The organism is Cribrihabitans pelagius, from assembly GCF_048820915.1.
GTDB lineage: Bacteria > Pseudomonadota > Alphaproteobacteria > Rhodobacterales > Rhodobacteraceae > Cribrihabitans_A > Cribrihabitans_A pelagius.
Map to the genome: position 1 here is coordinate 31,377 of NZ_JBMERR010000015.1, position 18,594 is coordinate 49,970.

At 67.6% G+C, this 18,594-nt stretch carries 16 protein-coding genes; 7 read left to right on the plus strand and 9 right to left on the minus strand.

Features of this window, described 5'->3' with window-relative positions:
- Positions 1-14 precede the first annotated feature (14 nt).
- The 3 genes from speB (ACOHX0_RS14045) to ACOHX0_RS14055 all read right to left on the minus strand — a co-directional run bounded on the left by speB (ACOHX0_RS14045) (position 15) and on the right by ACOHX0_RS14055 (position 3,270).
- Positions 15-962: an agmatinase gene (gene speB, locus ACOHX0_RS14045; RefSeq protein WP_420677546.1), complete on the minus strand. Its 948-nt coding sequence runs from the start codon at positions 960-962 to the stop codon at positions 15-17.
- Positions 955-1,923, minus strand: coding sequence for an agmatinase (gene speB, locus ACOHX0_RS14050; RefSeq protein ID WP_420677548.1), 969 nt, complete (start codon positions 1,921-1,923; stop codon positions 955-957). The genes speB (ACOHX0_RS14045) and speB (ACOHX0_RS14050) overlap by 8 nt, the downstream gene beginning before the upstream one ends.
- Before the next feature lie 171 nt (positions 1,924-2,094).
- A complete protein-coding gene (locus ACOHX0_RS14055; protein ID WP_420677549.1) occupies positions 2,095-3,270 on the minus strand; it encodes a M20 aminoacylase family protein in 1,176 nt (391 codons plus the stop codon).
- A gap of 62 nt (positions 3,271-3,332) precedes the next feature.
- Here ACOHX0_RS14055 and mazG point away from each other — a divergent pair, with 62 nt between their 5' ends.
- From mazG to ACOHX0_RS14075, 4 genes are all read left to right on the plus strand, one after another.
- The gene (gene mazG / locus ACOHX0_RS14060; protein WP_420677550.1) at positions 3,333-4,148 is read left to right on the plus strand and encodes a nucleoside triphosphate pyrophosphohydrolase; all 816 of its coding nucleotides are present in this window, start codon (positions 3,333-3,335) and stop codon (positions 4,146-4,148) included.
- A gap of 282 nt (positions 4,149-4,430) precedes the next feature.
- Complete coding sequence (locus ACOHX0_RS14065; protein WP_420677552.1) at positions 4,431-5,372, plus strand: nucleoside hydrolase; 942 nt, start codon at positions 4,431-4,433, stop codon at positions 5,370-5,372.
- Entirely contained in the window at positions 5,369-5,818 is a 450-nt protein-coding gene (locus ACOHX0_RS14070; RefSeq protein WP_420677553.1) for a GNAT family N-acetyltransferase, read from the plus strand. The genes ACOHX0_RS14065 and ACOHX0_RS14070 overlap by 4 nt, the downstream gene beginning before the upstream one ends.
- Before the next feature lie 240 nt (positions 5,819-6,058).
- A complete protein-coding gene (locus ACOHX0_RS14075; RefSeq protein WP_420677554.1) occupies positions 6,059-6,334 on the plus strand; it encodes a glycine zipper 2TM domain-containing protein in 276 nt (91 codons plus the stop codon).
- An 845-nt stretch (positions 6,335-7,179) separates the two neighbouring features.
- Here ACOHX0_RS14075 and eno read toward each other — a convergent pair.
- The 3 genes from eno to ACOHX0_RS14090 form a co-directional block, all read right to left on the minus strand.
- The gene (gene eno, locus ACOHX0_RS14080) at positions 7,180-8,457 is read right to left on the minus strand and encodes a phosphopyruvate hydratase (RefSeq protein ID WP_420677555.1); all 1,278 of its coding nucleotides are present in this window, start codon (positions 8,455-8,457) and stop codon (positions 7,180-7,182) included.
- A 188-nt stretch (positions 8,458-8,645) separates the two neighbouring features.
- On the minus strand, positions 8,646-9,539 hold the full coding sequence (locus tag ACOHX0_RS14085; RefSeq protein WP_420677557.1) for a DMT family transporter: 894 nt from the start codon (positions 9,537-9,539) through the stop codon (positions 8,646-8,648).
- Between the two features lie 232 nt (positions 9,540-9,771).
- A complete protein-coding gene (locus tag ACOHX0_RS14090) occupies positions 9,772-10,185 on the minus strand; it encodes a Fur family transcriptional regulator (RefSeq protein ID WP_420677558.1) in 414 nt (137 codons plus the stop codon).
- A gap of 370 nt (positions 10,186-10,555) precedes the next feature.
- On the opposite strand from ACOHX0_RS14090, the gene ACOHX0_RS14095 reads away from it, so the two are divergent.
- Positions 10,556-11,878 (plus strand): DEAD/DEAH box helicase, encoded by a 1,323-nt coding sequence (locus ACOHX0_RS14095; protein WP_420677560.1) that lies wholly within the window; start codon positions 10,556-10,558, stop codon positions 11,876-11,878.
- Between the two features lie 441 nt (positions 11,879-12,319).
- Here ACOHX0_RS14095 and ACOHX0_RS14100 read toward each other — a convergent pair whose 3' ends face one another.
- Positions 12,320-13,033, minus strand: a complete 714-nt coding sequence (locus tag ACOHX0_RS14100; protein ID WP_420677562.1) for an endonuclease/exonuclease/phosphatase family protein — start codon at positions 13,031-13,033, stop codon at positions 12,320-12,322.
- Between the two features lie 219 nt (positions 13,034-13,252).
- The gene (locus ACOHX0_RS14105; RefSeq protein WP_420677564.1) at positions 13,253-14,671 is read right to left on the minus strand and encodes a protein adenylyltransferase SelO; all 1,419 of its coding nucleotides are present in this window, start codon (positions 14,669-14,671) and stop codon (positions 13,253-13,255) included.
- Between the two features lie 56 nt (positions 14,672-14,727).
- Between ACOHX0_RS14105 and ACOHX0_RS14110 the strand changes: the two genes are divergently transcribed.
- Positions 14,728-15,147: a cupin domain-containing protein gene (locus ACOHX0_RS14110; protein ID WP_420677566.1), complete on the plus strand. Its 420-nt coding sequence runs from the start codon at positions 14,728-14,730 to the stop codon at positions 15,145-15,147.
- A 111-nt stretch (positions 15,148-15,258) separates the two neighbouring features.
- Here the strand turns inward: ACOHX0_RS14110 and ACOHX0_RS14115 are convergent, their stop codons facing one another.
- The gene (locus ACOHX0_RS14115; RefSeq protein ID WP_420677567.1) at positions 15,259-16,368 is read right to left on the minus strand and encodes an anhydro-N-acetylmuramic acid kinase; all 1,110 of its coding nucleotides are present in this window, start codon (positions 16,366-16,368) and stop codon (positions 15,259-15,261) included.
- Positions 16,369-16,545: 177 nt separating this feature from the next.
- On the opposite strand from ACOHX0_RS14115, the gene tyrS reads away from it, so the two are divergent.
- Positions 16,546-17,838 (plus strand): tyrosine--tRNA ligase, encoded by a 1,293-nt coding sequence (tyrS, locus tag ACOHX0_RS14120; protein ID WP_420677569.1) that lies wholly within the window; start codon positions 16,546-16,548, stop codon positions 17,836-17,838.
- Positions 17,839-18,594: the final 756 nt, after the last annotated feature.

The window sequence follows — 18,594 nt, forward strand, 5'->3', positions numbered from 1 at the left end:
GGCGGCCTCCCCGCTTATCGTGTCTTCACCCCCGGCAGCACGCACAACAGCTCGTAGAGCAGATTGGCCGCCACCAGGGCGGTATTGCCCGAGGGATCGTAGGGCGGCGAGACCTCGACCAGGTCGCAGCCCACGATGTTCACCCCCCGGAGCGCCCGGATCAGCTCCAACGCCTGCGGCGTGGTCAGCCCGCCGATCTCCGGCGTGCCGGTACCCGGCGCAAAAGCCGGGTCGAGACTATCGATATCATAGCTCACATAGACCGGCCTATTGCCGATATCGCGGCGAATTTCCGCACCCATGCCGCTGAGCGAGCGGTTCCACAGCTCCTGCACCGGGAAGTGCTGAAACCCCCAGCCCTGCGCCTCGGTGAAGTCGGTGGCGGCATAACCGGTGCCCCGGATGCCGATCTGATATGTCTTGTCGGGGACGATCAGCCCTTCCTCGAAAGCGCGGCGGAAGACGGTGCCGTGGGTCTCCTTCTCGCCGAACATCTCGTCGTTGACATCGGCGTGGGCATCCACATGCACCAGCGCCACGGGGCCGTATTTGCGGGCGATGGCGCGCAGGATCGGCAGGGTGATCGAGTGATCGCCGCCCATCGCCACCGGCACCGCATCGCTGTCGAGGATAGCGTCATAGCTGTCCTCGATGATGCGCAGCGAGTCCTTAAGCGAAAACGTGTTGATCGCCAGATCGCCGATATCCGCCACGTTCAGGCTGTCGAAGGGCGCCGCCCCCGAGGCCATGTTGTAAGGCCTGAGCATCGCGCTTTCGGCGCGGATCTGCTTGGGGCCGAAGCGGGTGCCGGAGCGCCAGGAGGTGCCGATATCCATCGGAATGCCCAGCACCGCCACGTCGATCCCGTCGAGCGAGGTCGCCTGCGGCAGCCGCATGAAGGTGTTGGGTCCGGAAAACCGCGCCAGGTCGTTGCCGCTGATCGGCTGGTTGAACTCAGTCATTGCGTCTCATGTTCCAGCCCAGCAGGCAGAGGATGTTCATCGCCACATGGGCGCCCGCAATCGCGGTGGCGCCGGTGGTGTCGAAGGGCGGCGAGACCTCAACCACATCGCCGCCCTTGAAATCGAGCCCGGCCAGATCGCGCAGGATGCGCGCCGCCTGCGCCGAAGTGAGCCCGCCCCAGACCGGGGTGCCGGTGCCGGGCGCGAACGCCGGGTCCAGGCAGTCGATGTCGAAGGTGAGATAGGCCGGGCGGTCGCCGACGATGCCGCGGATGCGCCGCGCGGTCTCCGCAGGCCCGATCTCGTGCACTTCGGGCGCGTCGATGACGGAGACGCCCAGCGTGTCCTCGTTGGTGGTGCGGATGCCCACCTGAACCGAGGTCTTGGGGTCGACGATCCCCGACTTCACTGCCTTGTAGAACATAGTGCCGTGATCGACGCGGGAGAAATCGTCATCCGCCCAGGTGTCGGTATGGGCATCGAACTGCACCAGCGAGATGGGCCCGTACTTCTCGGCGTAGGCTTTCAGGATCGGGAAGCTGATGTAGTGATCGCCGCCCAGCGTGACCGAGGCGGTGCCGCTGCCGAGGATGCCGCGGATATGCGCCGTCAGGGCTGCCGGGAAGGCCGACACATCGGCATAGTCGAAGGCCAGGTCGCCATAATCGGCAATTGCCAGCTCGCTCAGAGGGTCGTAGCCCCACCCATAAGGCGCATCCGGGCTCTGCAGCAGCGACGCCTCGCGGATTGCGCGCGGCCCGAGCCTTGTGCCGGGGCGGTTGGTCACCGCCTGGTCGAAGGGCACGCCAGTGACGGCGATGTCGGCAGCGCTCAGGTCCTTGGTGTAGCGGCGGCGCGCGAAGGAGGCCGCCCCGCCAAAGGTGTTCTCGAAGCTCAGACCTTTCAGGTCCGCGCGGGTGAAGGCCTGATCGACCTGGGTCTTGGCGTCTTCCAGTGCCATGCGGCGTCTGCCCCTGTTCTGATATCGGATGATCCTTGCGGTTTCGAATAGCCGGCGCCGGGCGGCTTGTCACCACTCCCGCCGCCCGCTTGCGGCTCTCCTGTGGCCGCCCTGCGGCTGCGGTCCGGTCCGCCAGCCTCGGGGGGCTTTGTCCCGGGGTCCGCGTCCGGCTCAGGTCACCGGCTGCGCGCGCTCCACCAGCCGGGCAAAGAAGGAGGCCCCCACCGGTGCCACCGCATCGTTGAAATCGTATTTCGGATGATGCAGCCCGGCGCTCTCGCCCTGGCCGAGGAACAGGTAGGCGCCGGGGCGCGCTTCCAGCATATAGGCGAAATCCTCCGCCCCCATCTCGCGGCCGCCCTCCGGCTCGACGTTACCCTCGCCCGCGATCTCACGTGCCACGCCGACCGCGAACGTGGTCTTGCCGGCATCGTTGATGGTGGCCGGGTATCCGACCTCATAGTCCAGCTCCGCCGTCACGCCGTAGCTCGCGGCCTGCCCCGCGACGATCTCCTTCATGCGGCGCATCACCATCTGCTGCACCTGCGGATTGAAGGTGCGCACGGTGCCGTTGATATAGGCAGTGCCGGGGATCACATTGTCCACCGTGCCGGTGTGGATCTGGGTGACCGAGACCACCAGATCCTCCAGCGTGTGGTGGTTGCGGCTGACGATGGTCTGGATCGCCTGCGCGATGCCGCAAGCCGCCATCACCGGGTCGCGGGTCTCATGCGGCATGGCGCCATGGCCGCCCTGGCCCTGAATGTGAATGTGGAAAGTATCGACCGCCGCCATCAGCGCCCCCGGCGTGGTCAGGAAACTGCCCTCGGCCATCCCCGGCGCATTGTGCAGCGCATAGACCTCGCCGATGCCGAAACGCTCCATGATGCCCTCTTCCACCATGATGCGGGCGCCGCCGATGGCCTCCTCGGCGGGCTGGAAGATCAGCGCCACGCGCCCCTTGAAGTTGCGCGTCTCGGCCAGGTACTTGGCCGCGCCCAGCAGCATCGTGGTATGGCCGTCATGGCCGCAGGCATGCATGGCGCCGGGATGCTGCGAAGCGTACTCGGCGCCGGTCTCCTCGCTCATCGGCAGCGCGTCCATGTCGGCGCGCAGGCCAATGGTGGGGCCCTCTCCGGCTTCATTCCCCTGGCCGTTGATGATCGCCACCATGCCGCTGGTCGCGATCCCCTCGTGCAGCTCGTCCACACCGAACTCCCGCAGCCGCTCCGCCACGAAGGCCGCGGTCCTGGGCAGCTCCAGCGCCAGCTCGGGGATCTGGTGCAGATGCCGCCGCCAGGCCGTCATTTCCTCGGCGTAATCGGCAATTCGGTTCACGACCGGCATGGGCTGGACTCCTGTGTAAGACTCGCGATGATGCATCTGACACCGAAGCAAGCAGGGCCGCAATGCCTCAAACCGATCTGATCCACGACGAAACCGCCGGCATCGAACGGCTCCTGGAAATCATGCAGCGCTTGCGCGATCCGCAAACCGGCTGCCCTTGGGACGTGGAGCAGGATTTCGCCAGCATCGCGCCCTATACCATTGAAGAGGCGTATGAAGTTGCCGATGCGATCGAGCGCGAGGCCTGGGACGAGCTGAAGGGCGAGTTGGGCGATCTCTTGTTCCAATCGGTCTTCCATGCCCAGATGGCGGCCGAGGCCGGGCATTTCACCTTCCAGGATGTGGTCGCCACCATGTCTGGCAAAATGGTCGCCCGCCACCCGCATGTCTTCGGCGAGGAGTCCCGCGACAAGTCCGCCGAGGAGCAGAGCCGGGACTGGGAAGCGATCAAGGCGGCCGAGCGTGCGAGCCAGGCGCAGAGGGGCACGCTCGACGGCGTCGCCCTCGGGCTGCCCGCGCTTCTGCGCGCCTTCAAGCTGCAGAAACGCGCCGCCCGTGTGGGTTTCGACTGGCCCTCGGCAGACAATGTGATCGCCAAGATATGCGAGGAATGCGCCGAGCTGGTGGAGGCGCGCGACACGCTTTCGCAAACCGAGGTCGAGGAAGAATTCGGTGACCTGCTCTTCGTGATGGCGAACCTCGGCCGCCACCTCGGCGTCGAGCCCGAGGCGGCCCTGCGCCGCGCCAACGCGAAGTTCACCCGCCGTTTCGAGGGCGTGGAGACAAAACTCGCCGCCCGCGGCAAGACCCCCAGGGACAGCGACCTGGCTGAAATGGACGCGCTCTGGGACGCGGTAAAGACAGAGGAGCGCCGCTAAGGCGCCCGCTGCCCCGCGCCGCGGCAAGCCTGACACGGCGTCTTGCGGGCGCCGTCCGCCCCCGCCCTCTTGCGGGCGCCGTCCGCCCCCGCCCTCCTGTCATCTTGCCATAAGTACTCAAACCTCCGCCACCAGCGGCGCAATGTGGCGGCTTCTGCTCTGCCCCGCCCCTATTCTTCTTTGCCCAAATACTCATAACTCCGCCGCCCGCCCCGCGCGCCGCGGCTGGACATTCGATGCCGCGCCTGCGACTGTCCGGCTCTCTAAAGCCGGAACCAAGCCATGAGCCCACGCAAGATCATCATCGACACCGACCCGGGCCAGGACGATGCCGTCGCCATCCTGCTGGCGCTCGCCAGCCCGGAGGAGATCGACCTCCTCGGCATCACCTGCGTCGCGGGCAACGTGCCGCTGGCGCGCACCGCGGTCAACGCGCGGCTGGTCTGCGAGGCGGCGGGGCGTCCGGATGTGAAGGTCTTCGCGGGCTGCAAGGCGCCGCTGGAGCGGCCGCTGGTCACCGCCGAGCATGTGCATGGCAAGACCGGGCTGGACGGGCCGGACCTCTGGGAGCCGCAAATGCCGCTTGCCGGCGGCCATGGCGTGGATTTCATCATCGACACGTTGCGCGACGAGCCTGCGGGCAGCGTCACCCTCTGCCCGATCGGCCCGCTCACGAATATTGCCGCCGCCTTCAACCGCGCCCCCGACGTGATCGAACGGGTGCAGGAGATCGTGCTGATGGGCGGCGCCTATTTCGAGGTCGGCAACATCACGCCGGCGGCGGAGTTCAACATCTACGTCGATCCGGAAGCGGCCGAAACCGTGTTCAAATCCGGGGTGCCGCTCACCGTGATGCCGCTCGATGTCACCCACAAGGTGCTGGCCACCCGCGACCGTGTCGCGGCGATCCGCGCGCTTGGCACCAGGGCCGCCACCTTCACCGCGGATATGCTCGGCTTCTTCGAGCGTTTCGACGTCGCCAAATACGGCAGTGCCGGGGCGCCGCTGCATGATCCCTGCACCGTGGCCTATCTGATCCGCCCCGAGCTGTTCAGCGGCCGCCATATCAACGTGGAGATCGAAACCTCTTCCGAGCTGACCCTCGGCATGACCGTAGCGGACTGGTGGGGGGTCACGGACCGGGTGCCCAATGCGCTGTTTATCGGCGATGCGGATGCGGACGGATTTTTCAAGCTGCTGACCGAGCGGCTGGCACGGCTATGAGCGCAGCCCTGCATCTGGCCCGGCCCGAGCATCTGGACAAGGTGCTGGCGCTGGTCGCGGCCTTCCACGCCGAGACCGGCATTGCCAGCACCGAAGAAGACCGCCGCGCCGGGGTCGAGCCGCTGCTCGACGGCCACCCGTATGGCGCCATCTACCTGATCGGCCCGACCCGCGCGCCGATCGGCTACATTGCGGTGACTTTCGGCTGGTCGGTGGCCTTTGGCGGGCTCGACGGCTTTGTGGACGAGCTGTTCATCCGCCCCGCCGTGCGCGGCCGCGGCATTGCCACCGAAGTGCTGACCACGCTGCCGAAATCGCTGGCGGGCGCCGGGGTGCGGGCGCTGCATCTGGAGGCTGACCGCAGAAATGAGAGCGCGCAGCGGCTCTATGCCCGCACTCGCTTCGAGCCGCGCGAGGATCACGTGCTGATGACCAAGCGCCTCTAGCCCACGTGCAGTCCACGTGCAGTCCACGTGCGCGGGCCTGGCCTCCAGACGACACGCGCGGACCCGCGGCTGAATGGCCACGGTCCGGCGGCGCGCCGTCCCGCGCTTGAGCAGACCTCCGCACAGTTTTGATCCGCGCCGCTTTTCACGGGAACCTTCGCCGCGCGGCCTGCGTTCCTCTCTCAGCCGCGGCCGCGGTCCCCGGCCGCCGCCCGGACAGTGACAACTAGGAGAACAATGATGACCACCCGTTTGATTCCCGCAATCGCCTGCACCGCCATCCTGGGCCTGGGCGCCTGCACCAACCTCACTCCCGAGCAGCGCACCGTGGCCGGTGTCGCAGGCGGCGCCGCCGCTGGCCTGATTGCCGCCGATGTGCTGGAGGCCGATGACGACTGGCGCCTGATCGCCGCCCTGGGCGGCGCCGCAGCCGGCACCGTGGTGGCGCAGAACAACCAGACACAGCAGTGCGCCTATGCGCGCGGCGACGGCACCTATTACACTGCCGCCTGCTGAGGCATGGCGGGGAATGCCCCGCCTCTGACAAGAAAAGCGGCGCCCTGCCCCGGCCAGGGCGCCGTCTGTTCCGGCACTGGGCCCGTATTCGGGCTCAGACGTCCGGAAGGGGCATGAACCCCATGTAGGAAAGTTGCGCCACCGGATCGTCCGGCGCGGCCGAATGGCCGCTCATTGGATAGGATCCCGTGCTGCTGCATCCCGACAAGGCTGCAAGGACCGCGCAGAGCGCTACTGTCCGGACCATTGTGCGCAGATTATGCGGTATCATGGCCGTTTCCCCTTTCCCGCAGCTGCAAAAGCGCCGCGTGCATTAAATTATCACAAATTCCATCACACGTCTGTGAACCGGGCCACATAGGCGGGCGCCGTGCACAGAGCCGTGCCTGCTGAAAGGGATCGGGAGGGAGTGGCAGCTGGCATAAAGCGTAAGAAAGGGACCGGAACCAACCCGGTGCCTGTCCGTCATGAGGAACACCGCCGCCGCCCCGGAGCGGTGAGCCGCGCATTGCCGGCGCGAGCGGGCGCGATCCGGAAAGGTGCGGCTGGCAATTTCTGCCGGCCGGATCCGTGTTCCCCCGCAAGGGAGCACCCAGCCTGGCCAAATCACCGCCGCGAGGGGCGCGCCGCAATGCGGGGCGGACTGCCGGCCCTGCCCCGCGTTGCAGCACACTCAGATGCGGTTGCGCAGCCGAGATTTGACGCAGCTGTGCCAGAAACGCTTCTCCGCGCTGTTTTGCTGCGGGCGGAAGCTCGCGGACCGCGGCAAGGCTCGCCCAAAGAAAAGCCCCCCGGCCGCAGCGCCGAAGGGCTTTGGGACTGCGAAGCGGCAGAGCCGTCGGCGCTCAGCCCTTCAGGATCGAGCGGCCCGCATATTCGGCCACTTCACCCAGCGCTTCCTCGATGCGGATCAGCTGGTTGTATTTCGCCAGCCGGTCGGAGCGCGCCAGCGAGCCCGTCTTGATCTGGCCGCAGTTGGTGGCGACGGCGAGATCGGCAATGGTGGCGTCCTCGGTCTCGCCGGAGCGGTGGCTCATCACGTTGGTGTAGCGCGCGCGGTGCGCCATTTCGACGGCCTGCAGGGTCTCCGTCAGGGTGCCGATCTGGTTCACCTTCACCAGCATGGAGTTGGCGCAGCCGCGCTGGATGCCGTCAGCCAGACGGGCCGGGTTGGTCACGAAGAGGTCGTCGCCCACCAGCTGCACCTTGCTGCCCAGCTCGTCCGTGAGGGCCTTCCAGCCGTCCCAGTCATCCTCGCCCATGCCGTCTTCGATGGAGATGATCGGGTAATCCTTCACCAGCGCCGCAAGATAGGCGACATTCTCTTCGCTGGTCAGGGTCTTGCCCTCGCCCGACAGCACGTATTTGCCGTCCTTGTAGTACTCGGTCGCCGCGCAATCGAGCGCCAGATAGATCTCCTCGCCAGGCTTGTAGCCGGCCTTTTCGATCGACTTCAGAACGAAGTCCAGCGCCTCGCGGGTGGAGGCGATGTTGGGGGCAAAGCCGCCCTCGTCGCCGATGCCGGTGGAAAGCCCCGCGGCCGAGAGCTCCTTCTTCAGCGTGTGGAAGACTTCCGAGCCCATGCGCACCGCGTCGCGGATGTTCTCCGCCGCCACCGGCATGATCATGAATTCCTGAATGTCGATCGGGTTGTCGGCATGCTCGCCGCCGTTGATGATGTTCATCATCGGCACCGGCAGCACGCGGGCCGAGGTGCCGCCGATGTAGCGGTAAAGCGGCTGGGTGGTGAAATCGGCCGCAGCCTTGGCCACCGCCATCGACACACCCAGAATGGCGTTGGCGCCCAGGCGGCCCTTGTTGTCGGTGCCGTCCAGCTCGATCATCGCGCGGTCGACGGCGACCTGCTCGCAGGCGTCAAAGCCGACGAGCTCCTCGGCGATCTCGCCATTCACCGCGGCAACGGCTTCCAGAACCCCTTTGCCCATGTAGCGGGATTTGTCGCCGTCGCGCTTTTCCACCGCCTCGTATGCGCCGGTCGAAGCGCCCGAGGGCACGGCAGCGCGGCCCATCGTGCCGTCTTCCAGGATCACATCGACCTCGACCGTCGGGTTGCCCCGGCTGTCCAGGATTTCGCGGGCGTGAATGTCGATAATGGTGCTCATCTGTCCGTCCTTGGTTTGGGCCTTGAGGTGGCGCGGTGGCCTGTCAGCGTCATAGCAGCGCCGGTCAAAAAGTAAACTCTGATCGTTACCGCTAACACGCCTTAATCCGGCAGGTTAGGGTTAACAGAAGCCTGTTTGCGCCAACATGCGGCAGATCCCCGCGCGCATCCCCGGCCTTGCAGCAGGGCTCAGGCCGCCGCCAGCGCCGCGCGGCGCGCGCCGCGCGCCAAGCGGCGTTCGCGCAGGAAGGTATAGAGGCCGGAGCCGATGATCAGCGCCGCCCCCGCCAGCGTCAGGGCGTCGGGCCGCTCGCCGAAGACGATGACGCCCGCGAGGATCGAAAACACAAGCCGCGAATAGCGGAACGGCGTCACTGCCGAGGCATCGCCGATGCGCATCGCGGTGACGATGCCGTAATAGCCCATCACCCCGAACAGCACCCCGCCCGCGACCATCGCCCATTGCCCGCCCGTCAGCGACTGCGCCTCCCCCGGCGTCAGCCACAGCAGCAGCGCGCCCGCCGGGATCACCGCGAGGAAGGCCTGAAAGCTCACCACCGAGGAAGGAACGGCGCTGTCCATTACCCGTGTCATCAGGTCGCGGGCGGCGACGCCCAGCACCGCCACCACCACCAGGAGCGCGGCCGGCTCGAAACTGTCGAGCCCGGGGCGGATGATCAGCAAGACCCCGGCAAAGCCTATGCAGATCGCCAGCCAGCGGCGCCAGCCGACCTGTTCGCCCAGGAACAATGCGGCCCCCATGGTGATCACCAGGGGTGTCGCCTGAAACACCGCCGCAACCACCGAGATATCGGCCAGGGCCAGCGCCGAGGCAAAAGAGACGGCCGAGATGGCCTCGGTGCTGGCCCGCAGCACCGGCCGCGCCCGCCAGGCCCGCGGCGCCAGCAGCCGGTGCCCCTGCGCCCGCGCCAGCAGCGCCATCACCAGCGCGCAGCCGGTGCCGAGGCAGATCAGAATCTGCCCCACCGGCAGCGCGCCGGAGAGCTGCTTTATGAACATGTCCTCCAGCGTGAAGAAGGCCATGGCGGCGATCACCATCAGGATGCCGTTGAGGTTATTCATGGCGGTTGTCCTTTGCTGGCGGGTCCCGCGGCCAAGGAACACAGAAGGGCAGGCGCGGGCAACTGCGTTTGCGGCACCGGCCCGCGAATTTCCGTGCGCCCTGTCATCATTGTTCGTGATAGACCGCGAGACTCCGGCTGCCGCGGCAGCCGGAATTTTCAGAAAAATTCCGGTACGGAAAACATCCGTTTTCCGGGCCGTTTTCTTTGCGAGAAAACGGTTTACTGCCGCCTCACTCCGGCTTGCGCGGCACGCCGTAAAGCTCCAGCTTGTGGCCGCGCAGCTCGTAGCCCAGCTTGCGGGCGATCTTTTCCTGCAGTTCCTCGATCTCCGGGTCGCAGAATTCGATCACCTCGCCCGAATTCATGTCGATCAGGTGGTCGTGATGCTCGCGGTCGGCGTCTTCGTAGCGGGCGCGCCCGTCGCCGAACTCCAGCCGCTCCAGGATGCCCGCCTCCTCGAACAGTTTCACCGTCCGGTACACCGTGGCAATCGAGATTGCCGCATCCAGCGCGCTGGCCCGGGCGTAGAGCTCCTCCACGTCCGGATGGTCGTCGCTGTCCTGCAGCACGCGGGCGATCACCCGGCGCTGGCCGGTCATCCGCAAGCCCTTGTCCTCGCAGCGGGAGATGATCGACTCGCCCATCCTGGTCCTCTCGTTTTTCTGGGCTCCCTCTTTACTGGATGTGGCGGGCCGCGCAAACCGGGTTTTCCCGGCCCGCGTCAACCTGGATCGGCCCGGACGCTTGACAAATGCGCGCCGCACCGCCATTTGGGCTCACAGGCATCCCTCCCTGCCGCGTGAGCAGAGACCGCACCGGAGCCGCGCCAGGCGCAGCACGCCATTTCCGGGGTCTAGTGATATGCCGCCATTCCCAAAATCACGCGTGGGGATCTGCAGAGGCCAGCGGCCTGGCATCCGGCCAGCGCCCGCCCGAGGTCCCTGCCCCGCAAGATACCGCTGATACGCAGCGGACACCGGCCCGTGCACAAAGCAGGGCCGTGAAAGGACATACGTGACCGAATTTTCGACCATGGGGCTTCCCGACAAGCTCCTCGCCCGGCTTGCAGAAATGGGCCTCAACGATCCGACCCCGATCCAGTCCCGCGCGATTCCGCATGCGCTGAACGGCAAGGACGTGCTGGGGCTGGCGCAGACCGGCACCGGCAAGACCGCCGCCTTTGGCGTGCCGCTGATCGCGCAGATGCTGCAATATGGCCGCAAGCCCGCCGCCAAGACCGTGCGCGGCCTGGTGCTGGCGCCGACCCGCGAGCTGGCCAACCAGATCGCCGACACCCTGAAAGGGCTGACCGAGAACACCCCGATGAAAGTGGGGCTGGTGGTGGGCGGCGTTTCCATCAACCCGCAGATTGCCCGCATCGCCAAGGGCACCGACATCCTGGTCGCCACCCCGGGCCGGCTGATCGACATTCTCGACCGCGGCGCGCTGGATCTCGGCTCCTGCGACTTCCTGGTGCTGGACGAGGCCGACCAGATGCTGGACCTCGGCTTCATCCACACGCTGCGCAAGATTGCGGCGCTGCTGCCTGCCGAACGCCAGACCATGCTGTTCTCGGCCACCATGCCCAAGCAGATGAACGAGATCGCGGCCAGCTACCTGCAAAGCCCGGTCCGGGTCGAGGTCTCGCCCCCGGGCAAGGCCGCCGACAAGGTCACCCAGTCGGTGCATTTCATCGCCAAGGCGGAAAAGCTGAACCTGCTCAAGGAGCTGCTGGACGGCCACCGCGACGAGCGCGCACTGGTTTTCGGCCGCACCAAGTGGGGCATGGAAAAGCTGATGAAGACGCTGGATAAGGCCGGCTTTGCCGCCGCCGCGATCCACGGCAACAAGTCGCAAGGACAGCGCGAACGCGCGCTCTCGGCCTTTAAGACCGGCGACATCAAGGTGCTGGTGGCCACCGACGTGGCAGCGCGCGGGCTGGATATTCCGGATGTGAAACACGTCTACAACTTCGAGCTGCCGAATGTGCCGGACGCCTATGTGCACCGCATCGGCCGCACCGCGCGTGCGGGCAAGGACGGCGCCGCAGTGGCGCTCTGCGCACCGGACGAGATGGACGAGCTGAAGGCGATCCAGAAAGTGATGAAGATCTCGATCCCGGTTGCCTCGGGACGCCCCTGGGAGGCGATGCCGGATCCGGATGCGCCCGAGGGCAAACCCTCCGGCCGCCGCGGCGGCCCGCGCCGCCGGGGTGGCGGCGGCGGCGGCCGTGGCGGCAAAGCCGGCAGCGGCGGCGGCAAGCCCCGCGCCCAGGGCCAGGCTCCCGGCAGTGCGCACAGCGGCGCCCGCCGCGGCCAGAAGCAGCGGGCCCGATAAGGCGGCCCCGGGCGCTGCCCGAAGGCAAATACCGGAAACCGGGCGGGGCGCATGACATGCGCCCCGTTTTTTTTTCTCTTTGCGGCGATGCCGTTACCGTACGCCAGCGCCTTTGCCCGGGGTGCGCCAGACCTTTGCAGGCGCCGCCCGAAAGACCGCCTGACGGTCCGCGCGCCCTTTCAGCAGTGCGGCCGCCGCGGCCCTGCCCGGGCCAGTACCGCGCGCTCTTGACACAGCGCCATAGCCGCCCTGCCCTGCGCCGCGCAGCGGCGCCCGGCCCAAGGCCGCCAGGGGGCCTTCGGCGGAGCCGGAGACACCCGCGGGCGCGGGAGCCCTCCCCCTCTCGCACGCAACCGTCAAGCGCTTCCTTATGTGAAAGGCGGCGGCGCTACCCTACAGCTCTTGGCAAGTCCGCGCGGAACATGAACTGGCGCAGCAGCCTCAGCTGGCGGCCAGGTCGACCCAGACCGGCAGGTGGTCCGAGGCGATTGGCGCCGGGCGGGCGGCATGCACGCCATGCGCCACCACCTTCAGCCGCTGGCAATGGGCAATCCGGTCCAGCGCGCCCAGCGGCCGCAGCGCCGGGAAGCTGGGTTTGGGCGGCACGAAACGCAAGGCAGGCGCGATATGCTCCAGCACACCGCCGCGGGACCATTCGTTGAAATCGCCCGCCAGCACCACGGCTTCGCCGTGCGCCTCCCGCTCCGCAGCCGCCTGCGCCAGGTGGTGCATCTGCTCGCGCCGCGCCCGCCCCGTCAGCCCCAGATGCGCGCCGATCACCCGTACCGGCCCCAGCGCCGTGCCGAACCGCACCCAAACCGCGCCGCGCGGCTCCAGCCCCGGCAGCGGCAGGTGGCCCTTGGCCTCCAGCTCCACCGGCCCGCGGAACAGCACCGCATTGCCATGCCAGCCGAGCGAGCCCGCGCCGCCCAGGTCCGCCGCCTGCCAGCCGGTCTCCTCGACCAGGAAATGCGGCAGCGCCGCGGGCCGCGGCGGCAGGCGCTTGTCGGCCTCCTGCAGCACCACGATTTCGGCGCCAAGGCCGGAAATCACCTGCAATGTCCGCTCCGGCCGCCGCCGCAGGTCGAGGCCGACGCATTTCTGGATATTGTAACTGGCAACACGCAGCGTATCCGGCTGTCTGGTCTTGGGCATCCGCTTCCCTCTGGCTTTTCTCAGTTTGGCGCAGAGCCAGGGGCGGTGGGAAGGGGTTTCCGCCCGCGGGTAATGCGCGTTTTATGGGCAGGATGGGGCGGGCAGCGCTCGGATTGTCAGGCTTGAGGGGGCTGTCCGCCCCCTCTTGGGCCTTTGGCCCAATTCACCCCCGAGGGTATTTTGGGTCAGAAAGTGGCGTTGCCGGCGGGTCCTTGCCGTTCAGGTGCCGCAGAAGGTGGCTTCGACCTCCTCGCCCGGAGCCGGCGGGCGTTGCAGATCGGCGTGTTCAGGCTGGCTGTCATAGGGGCGCGCCAGCACCTGGTTCAGCCGGTTGAAGGGAGCAAGATCACCCGCGGCGGCGGAGGCGATCATCGCCTCGATCCGGTGATTGCGCGGGATGAACGCCGGATTTGCCGCGCGCATCACCGCTTGCGGGCCGGGCTCGCCCTCCAGCCGCGCCTGCCAGTCCGCGGCCCAGGCCTGGAAACCTTCGTCCTGCGCGAAGACATCTTCCGCGCGGTCCTCGGCCAGGGCGCGGAAGCTGTTGGTGAAGTCGCAGCGCTGCGCTGCCATCAGGTCCAGGAGGCGGGTGATCAGCGCCATGTCGCCGTCGCGCGCCGCGCTCAGCCCCAGCTTGGTGCGGAAGCGGCGCAGCCAGGCTTGCTCGATCAGGGCGGGCATCGCGTGCACGATTTCCGTCGCCTCCTCCACCCCCGCCTGCGGATCGTCGAGCTGCCGGATCAGCGCGGTCGCGAGCTGGGCCAGGTTCCAGACTGCGACGCCGGGCTGGCTGGAATAGGCGTAGCGCCCGCCGCGGTCGATCGAGGAGAATACCGTATCGGGGTGGTAGGCATCCATGAAGGCGCAAGGCCCGTAGTCGATGGTCTCGCCCGAAACAGCGCAATTGTCGGTATTCATCACCCCATGGATGAAGCCGACCGCCATCCAGGCGGCGATCAATTCGGCCTGGGCATCGCGCACCGCCCGCAGAAGGCCCATTGGCCCTTCGGCGCCGGGGTAGTGGCGGGCGATGGCGTAATCCGTCAGCCGCCTCAGGCTGGCAATGTCGCCGCGCGCGGCAAAGACCTGGAAGCTGCCCACGCGCAGGTGGCTTGCCGCAACCCGGGTGAGCACCGCGCCGGGCAGGCCCGCTTCACGCCAGACGGTCTCGCCTGTGGCCACCGCGGCGAGCGCCCGGGTGGTGGGAATGCCGAGCGCATGCATCGCCTCCGAGATCACATATTCGCGCAGCACCGGCCCGAGCCAGGCGCGCCCGTCGCCGCCGCGCGAATAAGGCGTGCGGCCAGAGCCCTTGAGCTGGATATCGCGCCGCTTGCCATCGGTCCCCACTGTCTCCCCCAACAGGATCGCGCGGCCATCGCCAAGCTGGGGATTGTAGGTGCCGAACTGGTGGCCGGAATAGAGCTGGGCCAGCGGTTCGGCGCCTTCGGGCACGGTGTTGCCGGCAAAGACCGCGGCCATGTCTTCTGGGTCTCCCGGGGAGATGCCCATGAGCTGCGCCAGGTCCGCGTTGAAGGCCAGGAGCTTCGGCGCCTCCACCGGCTCGGGCGGCAGTTTGCTGTAGAAGGCCGACGGCAGGGCGGCGTATGTGTTGTCGAAAGGAATGCTGAATGTCATGGCGCAAAGATATGCGCGCCCACAGGATTTACCAGCAGCAAAAGAGAGGAAGAGCCATGCGGGCGCAGGAGATCATCGAACGGCTGGGGCTTCAGCCCCACCCTGAGGGCGGCTGGTACCGGGAAACCTGGCGGGCCGGGAACGCCGGCAGGCCCGCGGCGACCTGCATCTATTTCCTGTTGCAGACGGGCGAGCGCAGCCATTGGCACCGGGTCGACGCGGCGGAGATCTGGCTCTACCACGCGGGCGCGCCGCTTGTGCTGTCGATGGCGGAGAGCGGGGCGGGACCGGCCCGGGACCATCTGCTTGGCCCGGACCTCAGCGCGGGCGCGCCGCAGCTGATCGTGCCGGCGGGCTATTGGCAGGCGGCGCGCAGCACCGGTGATTTCACGCTGGTCAGCTGCGCCGTGTCGCCGGGGTTCGAGTTCGAGGGCTTCGAGCTGGCGGCACCGGGATTTGACATTCCGCGCGGCTGAGGCACACAGAGTTCGCATCCGCCGCCTTGGCCGCAAGACGGGCGGCGCAAATTTCTTCTGAAGAAAATTTGCAAGGAATTCCTGAAAATCCTTGCGCGCCGGCGGCGGCAGCTACTGCCCGGGCCGGCTCACGACTCCGCCGCCCACGCAGGCGCTGACGCCGGTGGTGCCGGGGGCCGAGGTCGGCAGTCCGCGCGCCACCCGCACCGCGAGATGGGCAAAGGCCTGCGCCTCCAGCATGTCGCCGTCGAGGCCTGCGTCTTCGATTATTTTCACCGGACAGTCGAGCGAGACCTTCAGCATCTCCATGAGCACCGGGTTGCGGCGGCCGCCGCCGGTGACCAGCACCGCCCCGGGCGGCTCCGGGCAGTGCTCCATGCCCTGCGCCACCGAGGCCGCGCACATCGCGGTGAGGGTCGCGGCAGCATCGCTATCGCTCAACTCCCGCACCAGTCTGACCATCTCGGCAAAGTCGTTGCGGTCCAGAGACTTGGGCGGCATCCTGGCAAAGAAGGGCTCGGCCAGGAACAACTCCAGCGCGCCCGTCTCGACCTGGCCCTTGCGCGCGACCCTGCCGTCCTCGTCGCAAGGCAGGTCCAGCCGCTCCTGCATCAGGTCGTTGAGCGGCGCGTTGGCGGGCCCGGTGTCAAAGGCGATCAGCGCGCCGGCGTCCTCGGGCCGGGCATGGCGCGGGTCGACATAGGTCAGGTTGCCGACACCGCCGAGGTTCAGGAAGCACAAGGGCCGCGTGGCGCCGATGTACCTGGCGCAAGCGAAGTGGAAGAAGGGTGCGAGCGGCGCGCCCTCGCCCCCCATCGCCACGTCGTCGGAGCGGAAGTCCCAGACCACCGGCTTGCCCAGATGCCCGGCCAGCGCGGCGCCGTCGCCGACCTGCAGAGTGCCCTGCCGCCGGGGCGCATGGGCGAGCGTCTGGCCGTGAAAACCGATGAGCTCCGCGTCCGCATAGGGCGCGAGCGCCTCGGCGTGGGCGCGGGTCGTGACCTCCGCCGCCGCTTCAACTTCGGGGCCCGTCCATTTGCCAAGCCCCGCCCGCAGCACCGCGCGCTCCTCCGTGCTGTAGGGGCGGTAGCTGCTGGCGCCGAAGCCGTGGATGCGGGTGCCGTCGGTCAGCACCATGGCCGCGTCAACCCCGTCGAGCGAGGTGCCGCTCATCGCGCCCAGCGCCCAGACCGCGCCCTGTCTTGCAATGGCCCTGCTCATCGCCTGTCTCCGCTCCAGCCTGTTCCTGCCTCTGCGCCCTGCCCGCAGCGCCTGTCCTGGCGCAGCTGCGGCCGCCTGCGCTTCTTGTAGCCTGCGTTTTTTGCCGGGAAAACAGGTTCCCACCGGGGCCAATGCGTTTTATACAGCCCGACGCATAAACACGAGCCGAGGCATGCCATGACCTACTCACCCAAATCGGACTTCATCGCTGTCATGATGGAACGCGGCTATCTTGCCGATTGCACCGATTACCAGGGCCTGGACGAAGCGCTGATCAAAGGGGTTCAGCCTGCCTATATCGGTTATGACGCCACTGCGCAGTCGCTGCATGTGGGGCATCTGTTGAACATCATGATGCTGCGCTGGTACCAGAAATGCGGCCACAAACCGATCACCCTGATGGGCGGCGGCACCACCAAGGTGGGCGACCCCTCCTTCCGCTCGGATGAGCGCCCGCTGCTCGGCCCCGAGCAGATCGACGCCAATATCGCGGGCATGCAGCAGGTCTTTGCGAAATACCTCGTCTATGAAGGCGACTCCGAGCACCGTGCTACGGAAATGGGCGGTGTCGCCACGGCACAGCGCGCGCTGATGCTGAACAATGCCGAATGGCTGGACGGGCTGAACTACCTGGACTTCCTGCGCGACATCGGCCGCCATTTCTCGGTGAACCGGATGCTGTCGTTCGAGAGCGTGAAATCGCGGCTCGACCGCGAGCAAAGCTTGAGCTTCCTCGAGTTCAACTACATGATCCTGCAGGCCTATGACTTCCTGGAGCTGAACCGGCGTTATGGCTGCATCCTGCAGATGGGCGGCTCGGACCAATGGGGCAACATCGTGAACGGCATCGACCTGACCCGCCGGGTGCTGGAGCAGGAGATCTACGGCCTCACCTCGCCGCTTCTGACCACCTCGGACGGGCGCAAGATGGGCAAGTCGCAAGGCGGCGCGATCTGGCTCAATGGTGACATGCTCTCCCCTTACGGGTTCTGGCAGTTCTGGCGCAACACCACCGACGCCGATGTCGGCCGGTTCCTCAAGCTCTATACCGAGCTGCCGGTGGCGGAATGCGAGCGGCTGGGCGCGCTGCAGGGCTCCGAAATCAATGAGGCCAAGGTGATCCTCGCCAATGAGGTGACGGCGCTTTTGCATGGGAGTGACGCCGCGGCGGCGGCGGAAGCCACCGCGCGCGAGGTCTTCGAGAAGGGGGGCGTCGGCGAGGACCTGCCCACCCTGACCCTGAGCCCCGCCGATCTGGGCGAGGGTCTGTCGGTCGTGCAGCTGATCGTGAAATCCGGGCTGGCAAAATCCGGCAAGGAGGCAAAGCGGCTGATCGCCGAGAACGGCGCCCGGCTCGACGACAAGCCGCTGACCGACGCAGGGCTGATGATCGACGCAGGCGCTCTGGCAGCACCCATCAAGCTCTCCGCCGGTAAGAAGCGCCACGCGCTGGTGCAGCTGGCAGGCTGAGCCGTCTGCTTCTGGGCCGGCCAGTCCGGGCGGTGTCAAGGGGCCGCGTTCAAGCCTTGGGAGAAAGGGAGCCTTGTGTTCCCTTTTTTCGTGCCCTTCCGCCCCCCAGCGGCCCCCTCCCGTCCGCTCCGGACCCATCGGAGATGGATCCTCACAGTTGGGCCGGGCGCCGCGCTGACGAGCAGCGCGGGCTCGACTGGTGCCGATGCAGCGGCCCTGGCGGAGCACGGGCCGCGCCGGAGCAGCCAAGGTTCGAGAACCCGCGGTATCATAAACTCAGCCGCCAGCTGTGCTCCGGCGGCTATGGGCCTGCCATGGGCAGCGGCCTTCGGCAGGTGATGCGGGACCCCCCTCCGCCCCGGCGCACGGGATGCTTGGGAACCCGCTTTCAGCGAGGCTTCCGTGCTTGCCGCGACGAAGCAGGTACTGCCGGGGTTGCAGGCGGCTTCGGCTGCGGCCGCAAACGTGCGCTCTGGCCATGCGCGGACCGGCAGCTGCACTCGCGCCAAGCCGGGCGCTTGGGCCATACGCTGCGGTCAAGACCAGGAGCTGGTGAAGCGCTTTCCGGCCGCATACCTGCGCGCGCTTCCGCTGGACTGTGGCGCCCGGCCGCCGAGACTCCCGCGTGGGGGACATCCGCATGCACACCACCGCTGGACCGCGCCGCGCAGCGGCGCCCGGCCCAAGGCCGCACAGAAGGCGGAGTGGCGCAGCCAGTCCGCCTGCGGGCGCGGGAGCGCGCCGGCCGCCATCCTC

What these genes read in the sequence shown, in the direction of transcription:
- speB (WP_420677546.1), bottom strand. Translation starts at nt 962, where the DNA reads ATGACTGAGTTCAACCAGCCGATCAGCGGCAACGACCTGGCGCGGTTT.
- speB (WP_420677548.1), bottom strand. Translation starts at nt 1,923, where the DNA reads ATGGCACTGGAAGACGCCAAGACCCAGGTCGATCAGGCCTTCACCCGC.
- ACOHX0_RS14055 (WP_420677549.1), bottom strand. Translation starts at nt 3,270, where the DNA reads ATGCCGGTCGTGAACCGAATTGCCGATTACGCCGAGGAAATGACGGCC.
- mazG (WP_420677550.1), top strand. Translation starts at nt 3,333, where the DNA reads ATGCCTCAAACCGATCTGATCCACGACGAAACCGCCGGCATCGAACGG.
- ACOHX0_RS14065 (WP_420677552.1), top strand. Translation starts at nt 4,431, where the DNA reads ATGAGCCCACGCAAGATCATCATCGACACCGACCCGGGCCAGGACGAT.
- ACOHX0_RS14070 (WP_420677553.1), top strand. Translation starts at nt 5,369, where the DNA reads ATGAGCGCAGCCCTGCATCTGGCCCGGCCCGAGCATCTGGACAAGGTG.
- ACOHX0_RS14075 (WP_420677554.1), top strand. Translation starts at nt 6,059, where the DNA reads ATGACCACCCGTTTGATTCCCGCAATCGCCTGCACCGCCATCCTGGGC.
- eno (WP_420677555.1), bottom strand. Translation starts at nt 8,457, where the DNA reads ATGAGCACCATTATCGACATTCACGCCCGCGAAATCCTGGACAGCCGG.
- ACOHX0_RS14085 (WP_420677557.1), bottom strand. Translation starts at nt 9,539, where the DNA reads ATGAATAACCTCAACGGCATCCTGATGGTGATCGCCGCCATGGCCTTC.
- ACOHX0_RS14090 (WP_420677558.1), bottom strand. Translation starts at nt 10,185, where the DNA reads ATGGGCGAGTCGATCATCTCCCGCTGCGAGGACAAGGGCTTGCGGATG.
- ACOHX0_RS14100 (WP_420677562.1), bottom strand. Translation starts at nt 13,033, where the DNA reads ATGCCCAAGACCAGACAGCCGGATACGCTGCGTGTTGCCAGTTACAAT.
- ACOHX0_RS14105 (WP_420677564.1), bottom strand. Translation starts at nt 14,671, where the DNA reads ATGACATTCAGCATTCCTTTCGACAACACATACGCCGCCCTGCCGTCG.
- ACOHX0_RS14110 (WP_420677566.1), top strand. Translation starts at nt 14,728, where the DNA reads ATGCGGGCGCAGGAGATCATCGAACGGCTGGGGCTTCAGCCCCACCCT.
- ACOHX0_RS14115 (WP_420677567.1), bottom strand. Translation starts at nt 16,368, where the DNA reads ATGAGCAGGGCCATTGCAAGACAGGGCGCGGTCTGGGCGCTGGGCGCG.
- tyrS (WP_420677569.1), top strand. Translation starts at nt 16,546, where the DNA reads ATGACCTACTCACCCAAATCGGACTTCATCGCTGTCATGATGGAACGC.